The 21310-nt window shown below is 74.4% G+C and carries 17 protein-coding genes and 1 pseudogene; 10 read left to right on the top strand and 8 right to left on the bottom strand.

Annotated features, from left to right (window positions below; all coding sequences use genetic code 11):
• Positions 1-10: 10 nt before the first annotated feature.
• Positions 11-889, bottom strand: a complete 879-nt coding sequence (locus O7606_RS09360; RefSeq protein ID WP_281598662.1) for a GDSL-type esterase/lipase family protein — start codon at positions 887-889, stop codon at positions 11-13.
• A 98-nt stretch (positions 890-987) separates the two neighbouring features.
• Between O7606_RS09360 and O7606_RS09355 the strand changes: the two genes are divergently transcribed.
• The 5 genes and pseudogenes from O7606_RS09355 (at position 988) to O7606_RS09335 (ending at position 5034) form a co-directional block, all read left to right on the top strand.
• Positions 988-1251, top strand: a complete 264-nt coding sequence (locus tag O7606_RS09355) for a DUF6343 family protein (protein ID WP_281598661.1) — start codon at positions 988-990, stop codon at positions 1249-1251.
• Positions 1252-1287: 36 nt separating this feature from the next.
• Positions 1288-2700, top strand: coding sequence for an NADP-dependent succinic semialdehyde dehydrogenase (locus O7606_RS09350; RefSeq protein WP_281598660.1), 1413 nt, complete (start codon positions 1288-1290; stop codon positions 2698-2700).
• Positions 2701-2754: 54 nt separating this feature from the next.
• A complete protein-coding gene (locus tag O7606_RS09345) occupies positions 2755-3717 on the top strand; it encodes a TIGR03885 family FMN-dependent LLM class oxidoreductase (RefSeq protein ID WP_281598659.1) in 963 nt (320 codons plus the stop codon).
• Between the two features lie 108 nt (positions 3718-3825).
• Positions 3826-4314 (top strand): annotated as a pseudogene (locus O7606_RS09340) (snapalysin family zinc-dependent metalloprotease); the annotation flags it as partial.
• A complete protein-coding gene (locus O7606_RS09335; protein ID WP_281599577.1) occupies positions 4309-5034 on the top strand; it encodes a trypsin-like serine protease in 726 nt (241 codons plus the stop codon). The pseudogene O7606_RS09340 and the gene O7606_RS09335, both read left to right, overlap by 6 nt.
• A gap of 498 nt (positions 5035-5532) precedes the next feature.
• Here O7606_RS09335 and O7606_RS09330 read toward each other — a convergent pair whose 3' ends face one another.
• The gene (locus O7606_RS09330; RefSeq protein WP_281598658.1) at positions 5533-8181 is read right to left on the bottom strand and encodes a glycoside hydrolase family 9 protein; all 2649 of its coding nucleotides are present in this window, start codon (positions 8179-8181) and stop codon (positions 5533-5535) included.
• A 216-nt stretch (positions 8182-8397) separates the two neighbouring features.
• On the opposite strand from O7606_RS09330, the gene O7606_RS09325 reads away from it, so the two are divergent.
• Positions 8398-9126 (top strand): protein phosphatase 2C domain-containing protein, encoded by a 729-nt coding sequence (locus O7606_RS09325; protein WP_281598657.1) that lies wholly within the window; start codon positions 8398-8400, stop codon positions 9124-9126.
• 66 nt (positions 9127-9192) lie between these two features.
• On the opposite strand, the gene hrpB is transcribed toward O7606_RS09325, so the two are convergent.
• Genes hrpB through O7606_RS09310 form a run of 3 tightly spaced genes read right to left on the bottom strand, consistent with a single transcriptional unit; the run spans position 9193 to position 12815 of the window.
• On the bottom strand, positions 9193-11730 hold the full coding sequence (gene hrpB / locus O7606_RS09320; protein ID WP_281598656.1) for an ATP-dependent helicase HrpB: 2538 nt from the start codon (positions 11728-11730) through the stop codon (positions 9193-9195).
• 9 nt (positions 11731-11739) lie between these two features.
• The gene (locus tag O7606_RS09315; RefSeq protein ID WP_281598655.1) at positions 11740-11934 is read right to left on the bottom strand and encodes a DUF397 domain-containing protein; all 195 of its coding nucleotides are present in this window, start codon (positions 11932-11934) and stop codon (positions 11740-11742) included.
• A 38-nt stretch (positions 11935-11972) separates the two neighbouring features.
• The gene (locus O7606_RS09310; RefSeq protein WP_281598654.1) at positions 11973-12815 is read right to left on the bottom strand and encodes a helix-turn-helix transcriptional regulator; all 843 of its coding nucleotides are present in this window, start codon (positions 12813-12815) and stop codon (positions 11973-11975) included.
• Between the two features lie 149 nt (positions 12816-12964).
• Here O7606_RS09310 and O7606_RS09305 point away from each other — a divergent pair, with 149 nt between their 5' ends.
• Complete coding sequence (locus O7606_RS09305; protein WP_281599576.1) at positions 12965-13585, top strand: GPP34 family phosphoprotein; 621 nt, start codon at positions 12965-12967, stop codon at positions 13583-13585.
• Positions 13586-13708: 123 nt separating this feature from the next.
• On the top strand, positions 13709-15142 hold the full coding sequence (locus O7606_RS09300; RefSeq protein ID WP_281598653.1) for an amino acid permease: 1434 nt from the start codon (positions 13709-13711) through the stop codon (positions 15140-15142).
• A gap of 69 nt (positions 15143-15211) precedes the next feature.
• Here O7606_RS09300 and O7606_RS09295 read toward each other — a convergent pair whose 3' ends face one another.
• Together O7606_RS09295 and O7606_RS09290 are read right to left on the bottom strand one after the other, a co-directional pair.
• On the bottom strand, positions 15212-16036 hold the full coding sequence (locus O7606_RS09295) for a SigB/SigF/SigG family RNA polymerase sigma factor (protein ID WP_281598652.1): 825 nt from the start codon (positions 16034-16036) through the stop codon (positions 15212-15214).
• A gap of 494 nt (positions 16037-16530) precedes the next feature.
• A complete protein-coding gene (locus tag O7606_RS09290) occupies positions 16531-18120 on the bottom strand; it encodes a phospholipase D-like domain-containing protein (protein ID WP_281598651.1) in 1590 nt (529 codons plus the stop codon).
• A gap of 132 nt (positions 18121-18252) precedes the next feature.
• Here O7606_RS09290 and O7606_RS09285 point away from each other — a divergent pair, with 132 nt between their 5' ends.
• Positions 18253-18384 carry a hypothetical protein gene (locus O7606_RS09285; protein ID WP_281598650.1) on the top strand — a complete coding sequence of 44 codons (132 nt, stop codon included), beginning with the start codon at positions 18253-18255 and terminating at the stop codon, positions 18382-18384.
• A 16-nt stretch (positions 18385-18400) separates the two neighbouring features.
• On the opposite strand, the gene O7606_RS09280 is transcribed toward O7606_RS09285, so the two are convergent.
• On the bottom strand, positions 18401-19387 hold the full coding sequence (locus tag O7606_RS09280) for a pirin family protein (RefSeq protein ID WP_281598649.1): 987 nt from the start codon (positions 19385-19387) through the stop codon (positions 18401-18403).
• A gap of 314 nt (positions 19388-19701) precedes the next feature.
• Here O7606_RS09280 and O7606_RS09275 point away from each other — a divergent pair, with 314 nt between their 5' ends.
• A complete protein-coding gene (locus O7606_RS09275) occupies positions 19702-21249 on the top strand; it encodes an FAD-binding oxidoreductase (RefSeq protein WP_281598648.1) in 1548 nt (515 codons plus the stop codon).
• The last annotated feature ends 61 nt before the right edge of the window (positions 21250-21310 follow it).

Genomic DNA, 21310 nt, shown 5'->3' with positions numbered 1-21310 from the left:
GGCCGACGGCTCAGTCGGCGTAACCGGCGGCTGGCCAGGTCACCTCGGCCAGTCGCTGCTGCCCGGCGTTGTTCGGGTGGAAGTAGTCCAGGCTGTTGACGTCGTCGAGACCGAACCGCGCCCGGTGCGCGGCCCCGCCGTCGTGCCGGCAGCGTGCCCCGTACGCCCGGCAGGCCGCGACGAGCTGGTCGTTGTAGGCGTCCACCCGCTCCCGGAAGGCCCGACGGCGGGCCGTGTCGGCCGGGGCGGTGGAGGTCGGGGCGGCCAGCAGGGCGGGGCAGACGCCGCGACCCCAGGCCCGGACGGCCCGCTCGTCGGTGTGCCCGATCTCCCAGAGGCGGTGCAGGTCCGGGATGCTCACCACCAGCACCCGGGCCTTCGGCCGGCCCTCGCGCAGGGTCCGCAACGCCGCGTCGACCTGCTCGCGGAACGTCGCCACCGGGGTCATCGCCTCGACGCTGCCCCGGCAGGCGTCGTTCGCGCCGATCAACACCGTGACGTAGTCGGCCTTGTCGCGTACCGCCCGGACGGCCTGGTCGGCCAGGGCGGACGCCCGGGCCCCGGCCGACGCGTGGTTGTACGCCCGCCCCTGCATCGCCGGGTTGAGCTCCCGCAGCCGCCGGTAGTGGCTCTCCACCCGGCGTCCCTCCCCGGTGGACCAGGAGTTGCGCTGGCAGGAGGAGAGCACCAGGCAGGTGCCGAAGCCGGTGGTCACCGAGTCGCCGAGCGCGGCCATGGTGACCGGCAGCCCGGGGCGGGGCGAGTCGCGCGGCGGCTGGGGCGTGGCGTCGCCCCCGCCCGTGCCCCCGCCCTCGCAGGCGAGCGCCACCAGCGCGGTCAGCGCCGCCGCCAGAGCGGCCCAGCGGCGTGGAGCGACCCGTCGAGGCATAGCCGACCATCCCACCAACGAACTGCGACAGTGTGGTCACTCTACGCCGTCGCGGTGGTCGCAGGTTAACCCGCCACGGCACCGGGTAGTTCGCCTGGATGACACGATCACAGCCCAAACGCGCCCGGGGCACCGTCGGGCACGCGTACAGCGCGTTGAACCTGCGGCTGGCGCTGGCCTCGTTCGGGTTGGTCGTCATGGTCGTCTTCGCCGTGCTGGCGGCCCGCGCGGACCTGGTCTGGCTGGCCGTGGTCTGCGGCGTGCTGGCGGTCGTGGCGGTGGTCGACCTGGTCGTCATCCAGCGTCGGCGGGCCGCCCGCCGTCGGGAGGAGCCGGGCGTGCGTCACTCGCTCTTCGAGTGACCGGAGCGCCGGCCCTGCGACTGACAGGAGCACGGGATGTCCATCGCCACCACCAACCCCGCCACCGGTGAGGTGCTCAGGACGTACGACGCGATGTCGCCGGAGCAGATCGACGCCGCCATCGCCGACGCGGCCGACGGGTTCGCGGCGCTGCGCGGCACGTCGATCGCCCAGCGGGCCCGTTGGCTCACCGCGGCGGCCGACCTGCTCGACGCGGAGCGGGACGAGATCGCGCGCACCATGACCACCGAGATGGGCAAGACGTACGCGGCGGCGCGGGCCGAGGCCACCAAGTGCGCCAGCGCCTGCCGGTTCTACGCCGGGCACGCCGAGCGGTTCCTGGCCGACGAGCCGGCCGACGCGGCGGCGGTCAAGGCGACCCGGGCGTTCGTCAGGTACCAGCCGATCGGCCCGGTGCTCGCGGTGATGCCATGGAACTTCCCGCTCTGGCAGGTGATCAGGTTCGCCGCGCCGGCCCTGATGGCCGGCAACACCGGCCTGCTCAAGCACGCCTCGAACGTGCCGCAGACCGCCCTGTGGCTGGCCGAGCTGTTCCGCCGGGCGGGATTCCCGGAGGGGGCGTTCACCACCCTGCTGGTCGGCTCGGACGCCGTCGAGCGGATCCTCGGCGACCCTCGGGTCCGGGCGGCCACCCTGACCGGCAGCGAGCCCGCCGGGCGGTCCATCGCGTCGATCGCCGGCCGGGAGCTCAAGAAGACCGTGCTGGAGCTCGGCGGCAGCGACCCGTACGTGGTGATGCCCTCGGCCGACCTGGACCTGGCCGCCGAGGTCGCCACCACCGCCCGCTGCCAGAACAACGGCCAGTCCTGCATCGCGGCGAAACGGTTCATCGTCCACGCCGACGTCTTCGACGCGTTCGCCGAACGGTTCGTGGCGCACATGTCCGCGCTGCGGGTCGGCGACCCGATGGACGCCGACACCGACGTCGGCCCGCTGGCCAGCGAACGGGGCCGTGACGAGGTGGCCGCCCAGGTCCGCGACGCCGTCGGCAGGGGCGCGCGGCTGCTCTGCGGCGGCGAGGTCCCGGACCGGCCCGGCTGGTGGTACCCGCCGACCGTGGTCACCGACCTGACGCCGCGGATGCGGATGTGGGACGAGGAGGTCTTCGGCCCGGCCGCCGGCCTCTACCGGGTGTCGTCGTACGACGAGGCGGTCCAGGTCGCCAACGGCACCAGCTTCGGCCTCGGCGCGAACGCCTGGACCCGGGACCCGGACGAGCAGGAGCGCTTCGCCACCGACCTGGACGCCGGCAACGTCTTCGTCAACGGCATGACCACGTCGTTCCCGGAGCTGCCGTTCGGCGGGGTCAAGAACTCCGGGTACGGGCGGGAGCTGTCCGCGCTGGGCATGCGCGAGTTCTGCAACGTCAAGACCGTCTGGGTGGGCGAGGGCGCGGCCACCGGCGGCGCCGGCTCACACGCCGAGTGAGGTGGCGGGGGGCGCCGGATTGGCCGGCGGGGCTTCTGGGTACGGGACGCCGGCATGACGGTGTTCGGCGTGCACGCCTCCCACGAGCAGATCCACCCCTCCGAGCTGCTGGCGGCCGTGGTACGGGCCGAACGGGCCGGCTTCGACGCCGCGATGTGCTCGGACCACTTCTCCCCGTGGAGCGAACGTCAGGGGCAGTCCGCGTTCGCCTGGTCCTGGCTGGGCGCGGCGCTCCAGGCGACCGGGCTGCCGCTCGGCGTGGTCAACGCGCCCGGCCAGCGTTACCACCCGGCGATCATCGCGCAGGCGATCGGCACCCTCGGCGCGATGTACCCGGGCCGGTTCTGGGCCGCGCTGGGCAGCGGCGAGGCGAGCAACGAGCACATCACCGGCGATCCGTGGCCGCGCAAGGAGCTGCGCGAACGGCGGTTGCGGGAGTGCGTGGACGTGATCCGGGCGCTGCTGGCCGGTGAGGAGGTCAGCCACGACGGCCTGGTCCGGGTGGACCGGGCGAAGCTGTGGACCCGTCCGGAGGAGCCGCCGGCGCTGGTCGGGGCGGCGGTCAGCGTGGCCACCGCCCGGTGGTGCGCCGAGTGGGCGGATGGCCTGATCACCGTCAACGCCCCGGTCGACCACCTCCGGCAGATGATCGACGCGTACCGGGACGCCGGTGGCCGGGGGCCGCTGCACCTGCAGGTGCACCTGAGCTGGGACCCGGACCAGGAGCGCGCCGAGCGGATCGCGTACGAGCAGTGGCGCAGCAACGTCTTCGCGCCGCCGGTCTGCTGGGACCTGGAGACCGTCTCGCACTTCGACGTGGTCTCCGCGCAGGTGCCGATGGAGAAGCTGCGCGAGGTGGTCAACATCTCCGCCGACCTGGGCCGGCACGTCGGCTGGCTGGAGGAGTACCTCGACCTCGGATTCGACCAGATCTTCCTGCACCACGTCGGGCGGGAGCTGGGCCCGTTCGTCGACACCTTCGGCGCGGAGGTGCTGCCCAAGCTGCGTGCCCGCTGATCGTCGGGCGTATGACCGAACCACGATGGGTCCTGGTGCCACGACCGCCAATAAGATTGATTAGTCTCAATCTGGCGGGTTGCCGCCGTGGCACTCAGGGAGTGGTCCATGTTCCGACGGAAACTGTCCCGCGCGGCGGGCGCCGCGCTGACGCTCGCGCTGTCCCTGGCCGGCGTCCAGGCCGCCAGCGGCACGCCGGCCGGCGCGGACGTGGGCGTCACGGCCCGGACCGTCTACTACGACGCCAGCCGGGCCGGTGAGTTCAAGACCAACTTCGACCAGGCCGCCGCGATCTGGAACAGCCGGGTCAGCAACGTCCGGCTGGTGGCCGGCACCCCGGCCACCGTCACCATCCGGGTGGACAACGGCTGGCCCCGGGCGTACGTGACCGGGTTGGGCCGGGGCACCGTCTACATGGGCTGGGAGGCGGTGAACCAGGGGTACAACCGGACCCGCATCGCGACCCACGAGATCGGCCACATCCTCGGCCTGCCCGACCGGCGCACCGGCCTGTGCTCGGACCTGATGTCCGGCAGCAGCGCCCCGGTCTCCTGCACCAACGCGTACCCGAACGCGACCGAGGCCGCGCAGGTGAACTCGCTCTTCGCCGGCAGCCGCGCGGCCAGCCCCGCGCTCGGCGTGCACGTCTGGCAGGACGAGGCCGAGGGCGACGTCTCGCCGCTGGTGGTCAACGGTCGCCCGGCCACCGAGAACTACCCCTGGATGGTGTACAGCTCCGGGTGCAGCGCCACGCTGATCAAGTCGAACTGGGTGGTCACCGCGAAGCACTGCTCCACCCCCGCCTCGGTGCGGGTCGGCAGCGTCGACCGCACCAGCGGCGGCACCGTGGTCCGGGTCAGCCGGGCGGTCAGCCACCCGACCATCGACGTGAAGCTGTTCCAGCTCGCCAGCTCGGTCAGCTACGCCCCGGCCCCGATCCCGACCACGTCGGGCGCGGTCGGCACCGCCACCCGGATCATCGGCTGGGGCCAGACCTGCGCGCCCCGGGGCTGCGGCTCGGCCCCGGCCGTCGCGCACGAGCTGGACACCTCGATCGTGACGGACAGCCGCTGCGCCGGCATCAACGCCACCTACGAGATCTGCACCAACAACACCAACGGCAACGCGGGCGCCTGCTACGGCGACTCGGGCGGCCCGCAGGTGCGCAAGATCAATGGCGTGTGGAACCTGATCGGCGCGACCAGCCGCGCCGGCAACAACAACTCGACCTGCGCCACCGCCCCGTCGATCTACGGCGACCTGCCGTCGATCCGTACCTGGATCAACACCCAGGTCGGCGGCCTCCCCGCCGCCTGACACGCCCGGACGCGCGACGGGTCCCCTGCCACGCCCCCGCGGCGACGGCAGGGGACCCGCCCGTGCGCCCCGGGTCGGCGTCGGCCCGGGTCGCCGTCGGCCGGGTGGGGACATGCGGCGTGGGGCGGTCGAGGTGTGCTGATCGGAGCCTGTCGAGCTGCCCCGGATACGGGGCGCCTGCGGACGGTCCGCGGCGGGTCGCGTCCGTCGGGGCATGCCGTCACGCGTTCGGCCGTCCTGTCGCCGCAGACCTGGTCACGGCCGGCTTCCAGGCGCGGAGCTCGTCCCTGCGGGGCCACCTCGGTGCCCTCCGTGTCCTCCGCGTGCTTGTGCGCTCCGTGTCCCGCCGTCGTCGGTGTTCGACAGGCGCCTCGGGCCCGTCGCGGTGTCCGGGCCCGCGACGGGCGGTGGTGGCGGGTTCGGGTGGCGGGCGTCGACACGCCGAACAGGGGCCTCCCGTGGGCGGGAGACCCCTGTCGGACCGGGGATCGCTACGGGTCAGGAGAGCGTGCAGGCCACTCCGTTGACCGCGATCAGACCCGGCGCCGGGTTGGCGTTTCCGCCGGTCAGCGCGTTGAACCCGAAGGTCACCGTGCTGCCGGGCATGATCCTGCGGTTGTGCGACTCGTTCGTCGCCGAGACGGTGGCCCCCGACTGGGTGACCGTCGCCAGCCACGCCTCGCGCACCTTCTGGTCACCGGTGAACGCGAACCGGGCCGTCCAACCCTCGATCGGCTTGGTGCCGGTGTTGCGGATGGTCACCTGGCCGGTGAAGCCGGTGCCGCCCTGCCAGGCGCCGTAGTTGACGTACTGGGCGGAGCAGTTCGACGTGGGGACCGCCCCGCCCTCACCCTGGTCGGCGAGGAAGGACGCGATCCAGGTCAGCGCCGAGTTCCAGTTGATCGCCACCTCGTTCGTGGAGTACGAGTTGATGTCGTCGACGTAGCAGAACATCGGCGCGCAACCGGCCAGGAGCTGCTCGACGAACGGGTCCTGCAGGTCCGCGTTCGGGCCGCCCGCGATCGAGCCGGCCGGCGGCTTCGGCAGGTCCGGGTTGAGCTGGTTGCCGAAGATCCGGCTGTGCTGGTTCTCCGCGGCGTGCTCGCCCCACCCGGTCACGTACGAGATGTTCAGGGCGTTGCGGCCGAAGATGTAGTCCATCGCCTGCGTCGCGCCGTCCCGGTACTTGGTCTGGCCGGTCAGGTCGAAGGCGGTGCCCAGCACGATCGCGTTGTTGATGAGGTTGCTGTTGCCGCCCCAGAAGTAGCTGGCCGCGTCGCCGGGCATCGGCAGCCCGTACGCCTGGCGGGCGATCTCGGCCAGGTAGCTGTCGGCGGCGGTGGTCACCGAGGCCCGGATCCGGGTGCGCTCGGCGGCGGACAGGCCGTTCGGCACGGTCGCCAGGTCGAGCCGGCCCAGCGCGGCCACGCTGCCCCAGCCGAAGCCACGCGGGTCGAACACGTCCCCGGTGTGGTGCGGCGAGGCGGTCAGGTCGGTCAGGTACTTCTGCTCGCCGGTGGTCAGGTACAGCTCGGCCGCCGCCCAGTAGAACTCGTCGGTGACGTTGCCGTCGTCGTACGCGCCGCCGCCGACACCGTCGGTCGGGCTGGCGTACCGGGTCGGGTTGGCCTTGGCCGCCGCGTACGCGGTCTTCGCCGCGGTGTCGCACTTCTTGGCGAAGGTCGCGTCGTACGGGGCGAACAGCCGCGCGCACTGGGCGGCGGTGGCGGCCAGGTTCAGCGTGGCCGCGGTCGACGGCGGGTGCAGCTCGCGCAGCTCCGGGTCCTCGTGCGGCAGCAGCGGCAGCCCGGTCCAGTTCTTGTCGTGGATCTTGTGGTGGGCCATCCCGGCGAGCGGCTTGCCGGCCGGCACCTGCATGCTCAGCAGGAACTCCAGCTCCCAGCGGGCCTCGTCGAGGATGTCCGGGGTGCCGTTGCCCCGCTCGGGCACCCGCAGCGTGCTGTCGCCCAGCTTCGCGCCGCCGTTCGCGGTGGCCGCGGTCTTGGTCCGCTCGAAGGTGTTGAGCAGCTGGTAGGTGGCGATGCCGCCGTTGACCACGTACTTGCCGTGGTCGCCCGCGTCGTACCAGCCGCCCCGCACGTCGAGCCGGTAGTCGCAGACGCCGGGCTGGCAGGGCACGTCGGTGTCGCCCTTGTTGGGGGCCACGTCGAGGTGTCCGGCCGGGCGGGCGTACTCCTCGCCGATCAGGTCACCGTCGATCTCGATGCCGCTGCGCTGGGCGTAGAAGAACTGCAGCGCGTCGGAGCGGAGCTGCTCGTAGAGCGTGCCGGAGATCTCGAACGGGTGGCTGGTCTCCCCGTCGGCGACCAGCGTCAGCCCGGTGCCGGAGCCCCGGTACGACGAGAAGTCGATGCTGTGCACGTTCTCCCCGGAGGCCGCGTCGACGCCGCGCGGCGTGCTTTCGCCGCTGGCGACGACCGTGCCGGCGGCGTTCTTGAGCTGCCAGGGCAGCGCCTCGGTGGCCTCGGTGACCACGGTGGCGTTCTTCGGCCCGGCGGTGAGGTAGCCGACCTGGTTGACCCGGACCCGGGGCCCGGTGTCCGGCTCGTACGGCGCGGCCGGCTCGCCGCCGCGCAGCGAGACGTTGTCCAGACAGAACGTCTGCGCGCTGGGGCTGCCGCCGACCTGGAAGATGATCTGCGCCCGCGAGTCGTCGGCCGGCGCGGTGAAGGTGTGCTCGGTGTGCTGCGCGGTGGGGGTCGCGTTCAGCCCGACGGTGGTGTACGAGGTGTAGGGCGCGCTGCCGAGTTGCAGCACCGCGGTGATCCGGGCGCCGGGGGTGGCGGAGGCGTCGAACGTGAGGGTGTACGACGCGCCGGCGATCAGCGGGACGCCGTCCTGCCCGATGCCGGCGTCCCACGAGTTGGCGGTGCCGGCGGCGACGGTGGTGCACAGTTGGCCGTCGGGGTTGGTCAGGTCACCGGTGCCGTACGAGAACCAGGGGGAGGTGCCGGCGCTGAAGTCGCCGTTCTTGATCTGCTCGGGAGGTTCCTCCTCGGCCGCGGCGGGGCCGGCGACCGGAGCGGCGACGGCGGGGCCGGCCGCGGTGAGGGCGCCGGTGAGGGCGACGGAGGTCGCCGCGGCGAACAGCGCCAGGCGGCGCCGGCGGCGTGGGGGTGACGTCACGACGGTTCCTTCCGGGGAACGGGGGAGTCGATACCTGGGAGCGCTCCCAAGTATCGTCACGATGTTTCCAGGGCATGACCGCCATGTCAATTGATTCGCCTGGATCTTGGTGGTGGCCGTCCCGACCCGCCGACGGAGAGTGAGATTCGCCGCGCCACGGCCGGGTACGGTGATCCAGTAGAGACAACCCGCTCTCCTCCTGGCAGGCTGCGTCCCATGACCCTGAAGCTGCGTTCCACGGGGGCGACCGACCGTGGCCTGATCCGGAGCGGCAATCAGGACGCCTTCCACGCCGGGACCTGGCTCGTCGCCGTCGCCGACGGCATGGGCGGGATGGCGGCCGGCGACCTCGCCAGCTCGATCGCGATGCGGACGATCGCCCCGCTGGATCTGGAGACACCGGAGGACGGGCTGGTGGCGGCGCTGCGCGGCGGCATCGAGGTGGCCACCGAGCGGATCCGTCAGGCCGTCGAGGAGGACCCGGAACGGCAGGGCATGGGCACCACCCTGACCGCCCTGCTGTTCGCCCGCACCGGGAGCTGCCTGGCCCTGGCCCACGTCGGCGACTCGCGCGCGTACCTCTTCCGCGAGGGGACGCTCAAGCAGGTCACCCGGGACGACACCTTCGTGCAGATGCTCGTCGACCAGGGCCTCATCACACCCGAGCAGGCCACCCACCACCCCCGCCGGGCGGTGGTGACCCAGGCGTTGCAGGGCGGCGAGATCTCCCCGGCGTACGCGACGATGGTGCCCTGGGCGGGCGACCGCTGGCTGCTGTGCAGCGACGGCCTGTCCAACGTGGTCCGGGCGGACACCCTGGCCGAGGTGCTCGCCGCGCACCCGGACCGGACGGAGTGCGCCCGTCAGCTGATCGACCTGGCCCTGCGAGCGGGCGGCCCGGACAACATCACCGTGGTGGTCGCCGACGTCGTCGCCGAGGACTGAGCCCGGCGCCGCGCGGGCCGAGCCCGTGGTCGCCAAGGGCTCAGCGCCGCGCGGGGCCGGTGGGGCTCAGCGGCGGCGGGCGCTGGTGTGCCGGGTGGGCGGGGCGGTCGTCGGGTCCGCCGGCCAGGGGTGGCGCGGGTAGCGCCCCCGCAGCTCCGCCCGGACCTGCGGATAGCCGACCTGCCAGAAGGACGCCAGGTCGGCGGTGACCGCCACCGGCCGCCCGGCCGGGGAGAGCAGGTGCAGCAGCACCGGCGCCCGGCCGTCGGCGATCCGGGGCGCCCGCTGCCAGCCGAAGGTCTCCTGGAGCTTCACCGGGAGCACCGGCGCGGTCGGGTCGGCGTAGTCCACCCGGATCCGGCTGCCGCTGGGCACGGTGATCCGCTCCGGGGCCACCTCGTCCAGGCGGGCCGCCAGCGGCCAGGGCAGCAGCCGGCGCAGCGCGGTCACCACGTCGATCCGGGCCAGGTCGGCCCGGCGGCGGGCCCGGGCCAGCTCGGGGCCGAGCCAGTCGGCGGCGGTGGCCAGCAGCGCCGGGTCGTCCACCTCGGGCCAGTCGTCGCCGAGCGCGTGCCGGCAGAACGCCAGCCGGTCCCGCAGGAAGCGGGCGGCCGGGCTCCAGTCGAGCAGCGCCAGACCCTCCTGCCGCAGGCCGGTCAGCAGGGCCGCGGCGAGACGTTCCGGGTCGGGCCGGCGCAGCGGCCGGTCGCCCAGCTCGACCGCGCCGAGCCGGTCCACCTCCCGGGCGACCACGTCCCCGTCGACCCAGCCGACCTGCCGTTCGGTGCGCAGCAGCCCGCCGCCGGCCTCACGGGCGGTCGTCTCGTCCAGCGGGGCGGCGGCCCGGATCCGGGCGGCGGGCGCGCCGGGGGCCCGGTCCACCACCGCCACCGCCAGCCAGTCGCACCCGGTCAGCGCCGACCCCGGTGGCAGCTCCGCGGCGGTCCCGCCGGCCATCAGGTACGTCGCGCCGCCCGGCCGGCGGGCCCGGGCCAGCCGCTCCGGGTGGGCCAACCCGACGACCAGCCCGGCCGCCAGGTCGTCGGGCAGGAGCCGGTCGGCGCTCCCGGCCCGGGCGGAGCCCGGTCGGCCCGCCGCCGCGCCGGTGGGCGGGGCCGCGCGCAGCCGGCGTACCTCGGCACGCCAACGGGCGGTGGCGGCGGGGTCGACGCCGGCGCGCAGTCGCCGCCAGAGGCCGACCAGGTCGTCGCCGGGCCCGCTCTCCTCGGTGAGCAGGGCGACCACCTCGGCGGCCCGGTCCGCGCCGACCCAGCGGGCGCCGTCGAGCAGCGCCCGGCCCAGCCGGGGGTGCGCCCCGGTCGCCGCGATGGCCCGTCCCCGGTCGGTGATCCGGCCGGCCGGGTCGACCGCGCCGAGCGTGCCGAGGGTCTGCCGGGCCACCGCCAGCGCCGCGGCCGGCGGAGGATCGGGCAGCGCGAGCCCGACGCCGTCCGGCTGCCCCCAGGCGGCCAGCTCAAGGGCGAACCCGGTCAGGTCGGCGGTGGCGATCTCCGGTTCGGGCTGCGCGGCCAGCCGTTCGTGGGTGGCCGCCGACCAGCAGCGGTACACGTGTCCGGGGGCCTCCCGACCGGCCCGACCGGCCCGCTGGGTCGCGGCGGCCCGGGAGACCGGCACGGTGACCAGCGAGCCCAGGCCCCGGGCCAGGTCGGTGCGGGCGACCCGGCTGAGTCCGGCGTCGACCACCACCCGGACGCCGGGGACGGTGAGGCTGCTCTCCGCGATGGCGGTGGCCAACACCACCCGCCGCCGGTCGGTCGGCCGCAGCGCGGCGTCCTGGTCCGCGCCGCGCTGCCGGCCGTGCAGCGGCACCAGGGCGACCCACTCCCGCAGGTCGGCGAGGCGGGCGGTGACGTCGGCGATCTCGCGCGCGCCGGGCAGGAAGACCAGCACGTCGCCCGGGTGGTCGGCCAGGGCCCGCCGGACGGTGCCGGCCACGTGGTCGAGCAGCGCGGGGTCGACCCGGTTGCCCCGGTAGGCGGTCACCGGCCGCGGCGGGGGCGCCCAGATCCGGGTCACCGGGTGCAGCGCGGCCTCGGCCCGGACCACCGGGGCCGGCGGTCCGGCCGGGGCGAGCAGGGCGGCGAACCGGTCCGCCTCGGCGGTCGCCGACATGGCGAGCAGCCACAGGTCGGGGCGCAACGCGGCGCGGGCCTCCACGGTGAAGGCGAGCGCCAGGTCCGCGTCGAGGTGCCGCTCGTGCACCTCGTCCAGCAGCACCGCCGCGACGCCGGGCAGCTCCGGGTCGTGGTGCAGCCGGCGCAGCAGCAGGCCGGTGGTGACCACCTCGATCCGGGTGGTCGGCCCGGTGCGACGGTCGCCGCGCACCGCGTAGCCGACCCGGTCGCCGACCTGTTCGCCCAGCAGCCCCGCCATCCGGCGGGCCGCCGCGCGGGCGGCCACCCGCCGGGGCTGGGCGAGGACCACCCGACCGGTGACCTGGTCGGCGACCGCCAGGGGCGCGAGCGTCGTCTTCCCGGTGCCGGGCGGGGCGACCAGCACGGCGACGCCGGCCGCGCCGAGCGCCGCCGTCAGGGCCGGCAGCGCCGGCCGGACCGGCAGGTCGAGGGGTACGTCGTGGAGCACGCACCGACCTCAGCGGAGCGCGTCGAGCCCGCTGAGGAAGGCCCGCCAGGTCGACGAACCGAAGAGGAGCACCGGCCCGCCACGGTCCTTGCTGTCCCGGACGGCCACCCGACCGGGTACGCCGGCGACCTCCACGCAGTTGCCGTTGCCGCTGCTGCGTGTGCTGGTGCGCCACTGCGCGCAGGTGAGGTCGAGCGCGGTCATGGTGGGGTACCTCTCGTCTGCGAAGAAGCGTCTTGTGGTCACGCAAAGTAACGAATTGCGGCCTCAAGGCGGGTCAACGAGTCCGCTGGAGAGAGCGCCATCCGGCACAGTCTCTCGTGCACAAGGGTATACCCCCGGACGTGCCCGGCACCCTCCAAGGCCAGTCCCATCGTGAGGTTGTCCAGGTAAACCACGGCATCGTCGGCGGCGTCGGCGAAGTGCAGGACGACGTACGGCGTGCTCATCGCGGGGTGCCCGCCCGCCGCGAACGGAAGTATCTGGAGGGTCACGTTAGGTAGTTGCGCTACTCGGCTGATCTGAGCCACCTGTTCGGCCATCACCGCCGGGCCGACGACCGGCCGCAGCAGCACCGCCTCGTTGAGCACCACCGACATCTGCGCCGGCGACTCCCGGCGCAGCACGTGCTGGCGGTGCAGGCGGGCGGCGACCTTGCGCTCCACGCCGTCCTCGCCGGCGGTCAGCCGGAAGATCTCCCGGGCGTACGCCTCGGTCTGGAGCAGACCGGGCACCACCTCGGCCTCGTACGTGCGCAGCGTCGCCGCCTCGGCCTCCAGTCCGACGTAGAACTCGAACCACTCCGGCAGCACGTCGCTGTAGTTCTGCCACCAGCCGCGTTGCTGCGCGCCCCGGGCGATCTCGATGAGCGCCTCGGCGTCGTTCCCGGTGACCTGGTACAGGGCCAGGGCCGCGCGGACGTCGCGGGGCTTGATGCCGATCTGCGCGTTCTCGATCCGGGAGAGGTTGCTCTTGGACATGTCGAGCTGCCGGGCGGCGACGTCGAGGGTCATCCCGGCGCGCTCCCGCAACTGCCGAAGCTCGCGGGCGATGCGGCGACGGCGGACGGTGGGGCTGGCGGTCACCCGGCCGAGTGTGCCACGGGGCATCGTATCCGCAGGTCACGAGCCCGGTTCGTGCAACATACCGATTCTGGGAGTTGCATTGCACCGGGTCTGAGTGCATCCTTTCACCGGTCCTGATCACTGTGGACGAGCGAGCCGGGGAGGGGTCGTTGCGCATCGCCGACGAGTTCTTCCTGATCGTCCACGACGACAGCCGTGGCCGGCCCCGGCTGAACCCGACAGCCACCGGCCTCGGCCTCGCCGCCGGCCTCCTCGGCGAGCTGGTCCTCACCGGACGGGTCACCGTGTCGGACGGACGGTTGTCCGTGCTGGACCGCCGGCCACCGGCCGACGCGCTGGCCGGCACGGTGCTCGCCCAGCTCGTCGGGGAGAGCCGGCACCGGCTGCTGCGTACCTGGCTGGTCTTCCTGGCCCGGACGGCGGCCGACGCGGTGGGGGAGCGGCTCAGCCGGGCCGGGGTGGTCCGCCGGCAGGAACGCCGTGGCGTGCTGCGCGCCAGCGTCAGCTACGTCGCCGTCGACCGTAACGCGCTGGCCTGGCCGGGCGCGCGCCTGCTGGCCCTGCTGGAGCGGCCTGACCCGCCGACCGTGCCGGACGCGTTGCTGTGCGGACTGGTCGCGGCCACCGGGCTGACCCGGGTGGTCCTCTGGGACGCCGACCCGCGCGCCCGGCGTCGCTTCGGGATGCTCCGACCGGCGCTGCCCCGGGCGCTGCGGGAGCTGGTCGGCCACACCGAGGCCGCCGTCGGCGCGGCCGTGCTCCGCGGTTGACCCGCCCTGTCCCCCCCCCCGATCGGAACCGTTCCCATGCCGCCCACCCCGCCGTCGACGACAGCCGACCGGCCCGGCGACGTCCCCGAGACGTTGGTCCCGGGCGGCCGTGGGGTGCCCTCGGTGCTGCTGTTCACGCTCTCCGCGTCGGCGCCGCTGACCGCGGCGGCCGGACTGGCCACCACCGGGTACGCGGTGACCGGTCACGCCGCCCTCGCCCCGGCCGTCCTCGCGGTGGCCGTGACGCTGGCCCTGTTCGCGGTGGGCTACGGGGCGATGTGTCACCGGCTGGCCCACGCCGGCGGGTTCCACGCCCACGTCGCCCGCGGCCTCGGCCGGCCCGCCGGCGTGGGGGCCGCCTGGACGGCGCTGATCGCGCGTAACGCCCTCCAGGTCGGCCTGTACGGGGTGGTCGGCGCGGCCGGCGCGCCACTGCTCGTCCGGTGGCTCGGGACCGCGCCGGCCTGGTGGCTGCTGGCGCTGGCGGTCTGGGCGCTGGTCGCCGCGCTGGGCGTGCTGCGGATGGACCTGACCGGACCGACGCTGGCGGCGCTGCTGCTGGCCGAGCTGGCCGTGCTCGTCGTCTTCGGCCTGGGGCGGCTGCTCACCCCGGCCGGCGGGGCGCTCGACCTCGACGCCGTCTCCCCGGCGCGGCTGCTCACCCCCGGGGCCGGCGCGCTGCTCGTCCTCGCCGTCGTCGGGTTCGTCGGGTTCGAGTCGGCCGTGCTGCTGCGGGAGGAGACCCGGGATCCGCGCCGGACGGCGCGGGCGGCCACGTACCTCGCGGTGGGCGTCGTCGGCGTCGTCCTGGCCTTCTCCGCCGCGGCCACCACGGCGGCCCTCGGCCCGGACCGGGCGGTCGCCCTGGCCCGGGAGCACGGCGTCGAGCTGCTGTTCGACCTGGCCGGCGAGCACCTCGGCGAGGCGCTGACGCCGGTCGGGCTGGCGGTCTTCGTCGCCTCGGCGTTCGCCGCGCTGCTCTCGCTGCACCACACCACCGCCCGGTACGCGTTCGCGCTGGGCCGGGAAGGGCTGCTGCCCGCGGTGTTCGGCCGCGCCTCGCCCCGTACCGGCGCGCCCCGGGTGGCCTCGGCGGCGCAGAGCACGCTCGGGCTGGTGGTGATCCTCGGGTGTGCCGCCGTCGGCGTGGACCCGGTACGGCGTCTCTTCTACCGGGCCGTCGCGTTCGGCGGCCTCGGGCTGCTGCTGCTCACCGCCGTCACGTCGGTGGCGGTGCTGGTGTTCCTCGTCCGGGAGGCCGCCGACGAGCCCTGGTGGCGTCGGGCCGTGGCGCCCGGTCTGGCCGCCGTCGCCCTGGTCGCCATGGTCGTGCTGGCGCTGGCCGACGTCGCCACCCTGTTCGGGGTCGCGGCGGACGCCCCGCTGCGCTGGGCCCCGCCTGCGGTGTTCCTGGCGGTGGCGTTGGTCGGCGCGCTCTGGGCGGCCGTGCTGCGGGTCCACCGGCCGGCCCGGCACGCCCGGATCGGGCTCGGTCCGGAGAGCGTGACGACGGAGCTGGCGGCCCCACCGGCCCCGGCCCCCGGTGCCCGGGTGTGAGGGCATCGTGGGCCGGACCCACGACGAAGGCCGGGCCCCCTCACCAGGCCCGGCCTTCGTCGTGATCGGTCAGTACGTGCCGTCGAGCTGCCCGCGCAGCTTGGTCAGCGCCCGGGCCAGCAGCCGGGACACGTGCATCTGGGACACCCCGATCTGGTCGGCGATCTGCGACTGGGTCAGGTTGCCGTAGAACCGGAGGGTGAGGATCTTCTGCTCGCGCTCGTCGAGGGTGGCCAGCGCCGGGCCGAGCGCGACCCGCAGCTCGGCCAGCTCGAACTCGTTGTCCTCCCCGCCGAGCATGTCGCCCAGCTCGGTGGCGCGCTCGCCGTCGCCGGTCGGGGTGGACAGCGACACCGCGTTGTAGGCGCGGGCGCCCTCCAGGCCTTCGAGGACCTCTTCCTCGGTGAGGTTGAGGTGGGCGGCGATGTCGGCGACCGTCGGCGAGCGGCCCAGCGTCTGCAGCAGGGAGCTGTTCGCGTCGGAGATCGACAGCCGCAGCTCCTGGAGCCGGCGGGGCACCCGGATGTCCCAGGTGCGGTCGCGGAAGTGACGCTTGAGCTCGCCGATGATGGTCGGGATCGCGTACCCGGCGAAGTCGACGCCCCGGGTGGGGTCGAACTTGTCGATGGCCTTGATCAGGCCGACCGCGGCGGTCTGCGCCAGGTCGTCGGTGGGCTCGCCGCGCCCGCTGTAACGGTGGGCGAGGTGGTTGGCCAGCGGCAGCCAGGCCTCGATGGCCCGGTCCCGCAGGGCCGCCCGCGACGGGTGGTCGGCGGGCAGCGCGGCCATGGCGTTGAGCAACTCGGCGGCGCTGTCGGTCAGGGCCCGCGGGTCGAGCTTGTCGGTGCCGGTGGGTGTGGTGGTCGCCGGCTTCGTGATCGTTGGCGCGGTCATGGTGGTCCTCCCTGCACCTCGTCCGCTGGAAAAGACGAAAGCTTTTGGGTTTAGCTTCAGATGGCCTTTCGGGACCAACCTTAGCCTGATCGTGCCGAGGAAATCTAGCCGAAAGTACGATGCACTTAATGGTCTATCGCTCGTGTAGCGGGCAAACCGCCCAGCAATGCCGGTAATGGAGATCGGGAATCCGGTTTCCGTTACCGGCCCGTCACGGTCCGCTGCCCGCGATCCGGCGTCCGGTCACTCTCGGCTCGCCGCCGTCACCACCCGTCACCGACGAGCGGAGCGCCGGCCCCGGTCGGGCCGGCGTCGGACGGGTCGGCCCGTTCGTGTGGTCTCCGTTTCACGGATGTGGGGGCATCACCGGCCGGTGATGCCCCCACATCCGTGAAACGGCCGGCGCCGGCCCGGTCGGGCGCACCCCTGCCCGCCGGAGTCAGAGGTGGCTGGTCGGTGTCGGGCGGGGATGGTTGGTCGTCCGGTCGGTCCGGTCACCAGGTGCCGGCGCGGCGGGCCCGCAACGGCCGGCCGTCCGGGTCGTACACCAGCCGGTACGCCGGCAGCGCCCACAGCCGGGTGTACCAGGGCAGCCGCTCCGGCCGGTGCGGGCGGAGCCGGCCCGGCGGGCGCGGGCCGACCCGCCCCCGGTCGTGCCAGTCCTGGAGCGCGTCGGCGGCGGCGGTGACCGCCGCCACGGCGTCGGCCGGATCGAGCAGGTCCGCGTCCCCGCTGCCGTCGGCAGGACGGTCCAGATGCTCCCGCCACAACCGCAGCCGCAGCTCCCGGGCGAAGATCCGGGCGCCGTCACCCCGCCCGGCCGGGTCGGTCGGCGCCCGGTGGTCCGGCGTGTCGTCCAGCACCGCGCAGGACAGCTCGCTGTCGTGCGTCCACGACCGGCGGTTGAAGTTGTCGCTGCCCACGCTGGCCCACACGTCGTCGACCACACACACCTTCGCGTGCACGTAGACCGGTCCGCCGTCGTGGTTCTCCACGTCGAAGACGTGCACGCGGTCCGCGGCGGCCTGCTGGCAGAGCGCGAGCGCCTGTTCCCGGCCCACCGTGTTCGGCGGCAGCGCCAGCCGCCCGTCCACGTCCGGGTGCCGGGGGACCACCGCGACCAGGTGCAGCTCCGGGTTCTCCCGCAGGGCCTCGGCGAACAGCTCGGCGACCTCCCGCGACCATAGGTACTGGTCCTCCAGGTAGATCAGCCGGCGGGCCCGACGGACCGCCTTGGTGTAGCCGCGGGCCACCGTGCGCTCCCCGTCCGGGGCGAAGGAGTACCGGGGCCGCACCGCCGGATAGGTGCGCAGCACCTGCACGTGGTGCGGACCACACGGCGACGGGTCCGGAGGCTGCGCCGGCAGCGGGTCCGGACGCAGGTCCGCGCCCCGCAGCCGGTCCCGCAGGAACGCCAGCGGATTCTCCGAGTCCAGGGGCATCGGGTCGGTCCAGCGCTCCCGGAAGACGGTGTCCAGCGCGCCGACCACCGGCCCACGCACCGCCAACTGCACGTCGTGCCAGGGCGGGCGGGGGCCGTACCTCGGCGACATCCGCAGCGCCTGCGGATCGCCGCGGTGCGTCTCGTCGTCCCGCCGGCTGTGGCACAGGTCGATCCCGCCGGCGAACGCGACATCCCGTTCCGGTTGCCCCGGGCGACGCAGCACCACCAGCTTCTGGTGGTGTGAGCCACCCCGGCGGACCCGTTGGTCGAGCAGCACCTCCCCGCCGGCCGCCGAGATCGTCTCGCTGAGGTCGCGGTTCTCCTGCTCGCTGTAGGACAGGACGTCGAGGTGGGAGCGCCACATCAGCCCCTTGACCACGACCCCGCGCTGGGCGGCCCGGGCGAACAGCCCGGCCACCGTCGGCCCGTCCGGGCGCATCCGCTCGTCGGGATCGCCCCGCCAGTCGGTGAAGAAGAGGTGGTCACCGGCCGTGAGGGCCTCCACCTCGTCGACCAGCCGGTCGAAGTAGGCGACGCCGTGAATTAGCGGCTCGGCCAGGTTTCCACTGGTCCAGGTGGGTAAACCCGAGACCGGGTTGGCGCGTTCGGCAGCGCTGAGGAACCAGTCCTCCACGGTCACGCTCCGGCCCTCCCGAGGTCGACGACGCCCCCACGGTAGGACGCGCGTCGTCGGACCGCACGCCGGTGGCCGTACCGAACGCCCACCGCTGCCCAGCACCACCCGGACGGGACACCGAGGAGGACACGAGTCATGCCGGTCGAGTCGACGAACGCCCAACCCGAGCAGCCCACCACGCAGGCGGTGGAGAGCGAGCGCGGGGCCCTGGTGGCGGTGCTGCTCATGGTGATCCTCGGCGTCGCCGGGATCTTCGCGGTCTCCTGACCTGCGCGTCGACCGGTCAGGGCCGGTGGTCGTCCCCGGCGTGCGGCACCCGCTCGGTGGGGACGACCCCCAACCGTCCGGCCTGGTAGTCCTCGAACGCCTGGACGAGCTCCGCGCGGGTGTTCATCACGAACGGGCCGTACTGTGCCACCGGCTCCCGGATCGGCTGCCCACCCATGACGTAGAGATCCAGAGTCGGGGTGCGACTCTCCTGCCGGGCGTCGGCGGCGAAGCGCAGCGCGTCGCCGGGCCCGTGCGTCGCGAGCTGGCCGGTGCGCACCGGCCGGCGGTCCGTGCCGACCGTGCCGCGCCCGCCGAGCACGTAGACCAGCGCGTTGAAGTCGGGCCGCCAGGGCATGCTCACCTCTGCGCCGGGCTGCACGGTGACGTGGGTGATGGTGATCGGCGTGTGCGTCGAGCCCGGCCCCCGGTGACCGGCCACCTCGCCCGCGATGACCCGCAGCAGCGCCCCGCCGTCCGCGGTCGTCAGCAGGGCCGCCTCGCGGCCCCGGATGTCCTGGTAGCGCGGCGGGCTCAGCTTCGCCACCCGGGGCAGGTTGACCCAGAGCTGGAGCCCGTGGAAGAGACCGCCGCTGACCACCAGGTGCTCCGGCGGGGCCTCGATGTGCAACAGGCCGCTGCCGGCGGTCATCCACTGCGTGTCGCCGTTGGTGATCGTGCCGCCGCCGCCGTGCGAGTCCTGGTGGTCGAAGATCCCGTCGATGATGTACGTGACCGTCTCGAAGCCGCGGTGCGGATGCCAGGCGGTGCCCTTCGGCTCGCCCGGCGCGTACTCCACCTCACCCATCTGGTCGAGGTGCAGGAACGGGTCCAGCTCGTGCGTCGGCACCCCGGAGAAGGCCCGGCGGACCGGGAAACCCTCGCCCTCGAAGCCGCTCGGCGCGGTGACCACCCGGCGGACGGGCCGGAAGGCGGTGGCGTCCTCGTCGATTCGGGGCAGTCGTGGCAGGACCAGGACGTCGTCCACGGTGATGGCGGGCATGGCACCCAATGTAGTCACCACCCGGTCCACCGCCCACCTGCCCGCGACGGCGTGGGGCCGTGAACGGACCCGCCGGTGGGAACGCGGGATGAGCCGTCGGTGAGAAGAAGGTGACCCAAGGTGGTCATTCGCCGCCGCATGGGAGATCATGGATGTCGTTCGGCCCGGCGCGCCACCGACCGCTGGCGTGACACCCGTCGCCCCGGTCGGTCCGGTGACGTCGAGGCGTGGTCCGACCGGAGGGGACGCTCCGTATGACACGACGCAGGTCAGGCCGGGACGGAACGGACGTGGCCTTTCCCTGTGCCCGTGCCATGCGCGTCGACCCGGCCCGGGCCGCCCGCCCGCCCCGCGGGAGGACCCCGACGGCCGTCCACTCGTTCCTCGCCCCCACCACCCCCGGCGGCGAGCTCTTCCTGCCGGCGTGCGGCGCCGACCCGCTGCTCGGGCAGCCGGAGCCGGGCGGTGGGCCGTGGAGTCCGGAGACCGTCGCGCGTCGACTGCGCCGCCGGTTCGACGGACGCCTCCATCTGCCCGGCGCGGCCGGCTACGACGCCGGCCGCTCGGCCTGGCGGCGCGACGTCCACCAGCGGCCGCTGCTGGTGGCCGAGGCCACCGACGCGGCGGACGTCGCGCAGGCCCTGCTCACCGCCCGTGAGTTCGGGGTGCCGCTGGGCGTGCAGACCACCGGCCACGGCACGGTACGGCCCACCGACGGCGGGGTCCTGGTCGACCTGGGCCGGATGACGTACGTGGAGATCGACCCCGACCGGGCCACCGCCCGGGTGGGCGGTGGCACCCGCTGGGGGGAGGTGATCGCCGCCGCCGCGCGGTACGGCCTGGCCCCGATCTCGGGCTCTTCCGCCCAACTCGGGGTGGCCGGCTACACCCTCGGCGGTGGCCTCGGCTGGCTGTCGCGTCGGCACGGCTTCGCCGCCGACAGCCTGTTGCGGGCCGAGGTGGTGACCGCCGCCGGCACCCGGCTGGTCGCCGGCCCGGACCACGACGCGGACCTGTGGTGGGCGCTGCGCGGCGGCGGAGGCAACTTCGGCGTGGTCACCGAGCTGCGGCTGCAGCTCTACCCGGTGACCGAGGTGTACGGCGGGACGGCCTACTTCCCGGCCGAACGGGCCGGGGACGTCCTGGCCTGTCACCGGGACCACGCCTCCGGTCTGCCCGACGCGTTCGCCAGCGTGCTGAGCCTGCTGCGGCTGCCCGACGCGCCGACGACCCCGGAGCCGCTGCGCGGACGTCCGGTGCTGGGGCTGCGGATCTGCCACACCGGTCCGGTGGCGCAGGGACGGCGGGCGCTCGCCCCGCTGCTCGCCGCGGCCGGCCCGCCGCTGCTCGGCGGGTACCAGCCGATGAGCTGGCTGGACGCCGCGCTGCTCGACGAACGGCGGCCCGCGCCACAGATCGTCCAGGCGCACACCGATCTGGTGCAGGGGCTCAGCGACGAGCTGATCGACGTGCTGCTGGCCGAGATCCGGGGCGCCACCCGCAGCCGCCCGGACGACTCCCCGGTCACCGTCATCGAGCTGCGGCACGTCGGCGGCGCGCTGGCCCGGCCCGGCCCCGATCTCGGCCCCGCCGGGCACCGGGACGCGACGTACGCGCTGCTCGCGGTCGCCCCGGACCTACGCGCGGCGGACCTGCCGGCGGCCCGCGGGCACCTGCGGGCGCTGGCCCACCGGGTGCGCCCCTACGCCACCGGGGGGGTGCTGCTCAACTTCCTCACCGATCCCGCGCGCACCATGGCGGCGTACCGGCCGGCGGACCTCGGTCGCCTGGTCGCGCTCAAGCGGGTCTACGACCCGGACAACGTCTTCCACCGAAACCACAACATCCCGCCCGGGGCGTGAGCGCTGGTCCCGCCGGGTAGGCGTCGGACGGGGCGTGGGGGCTGATCCCGCCCGCCCGGGG

The organism is Micromonospora sp. WMMD882 (assembly GCF_027497255.1).
Lineage (GTDB): Bacteria > Actinomycetota > Actinomycetes > Mycobacteriales > Micromonosporaceae > Micromonospora.
This window is presented reverse-complemented; position numbering and strand designations above follow the sequence as displayed.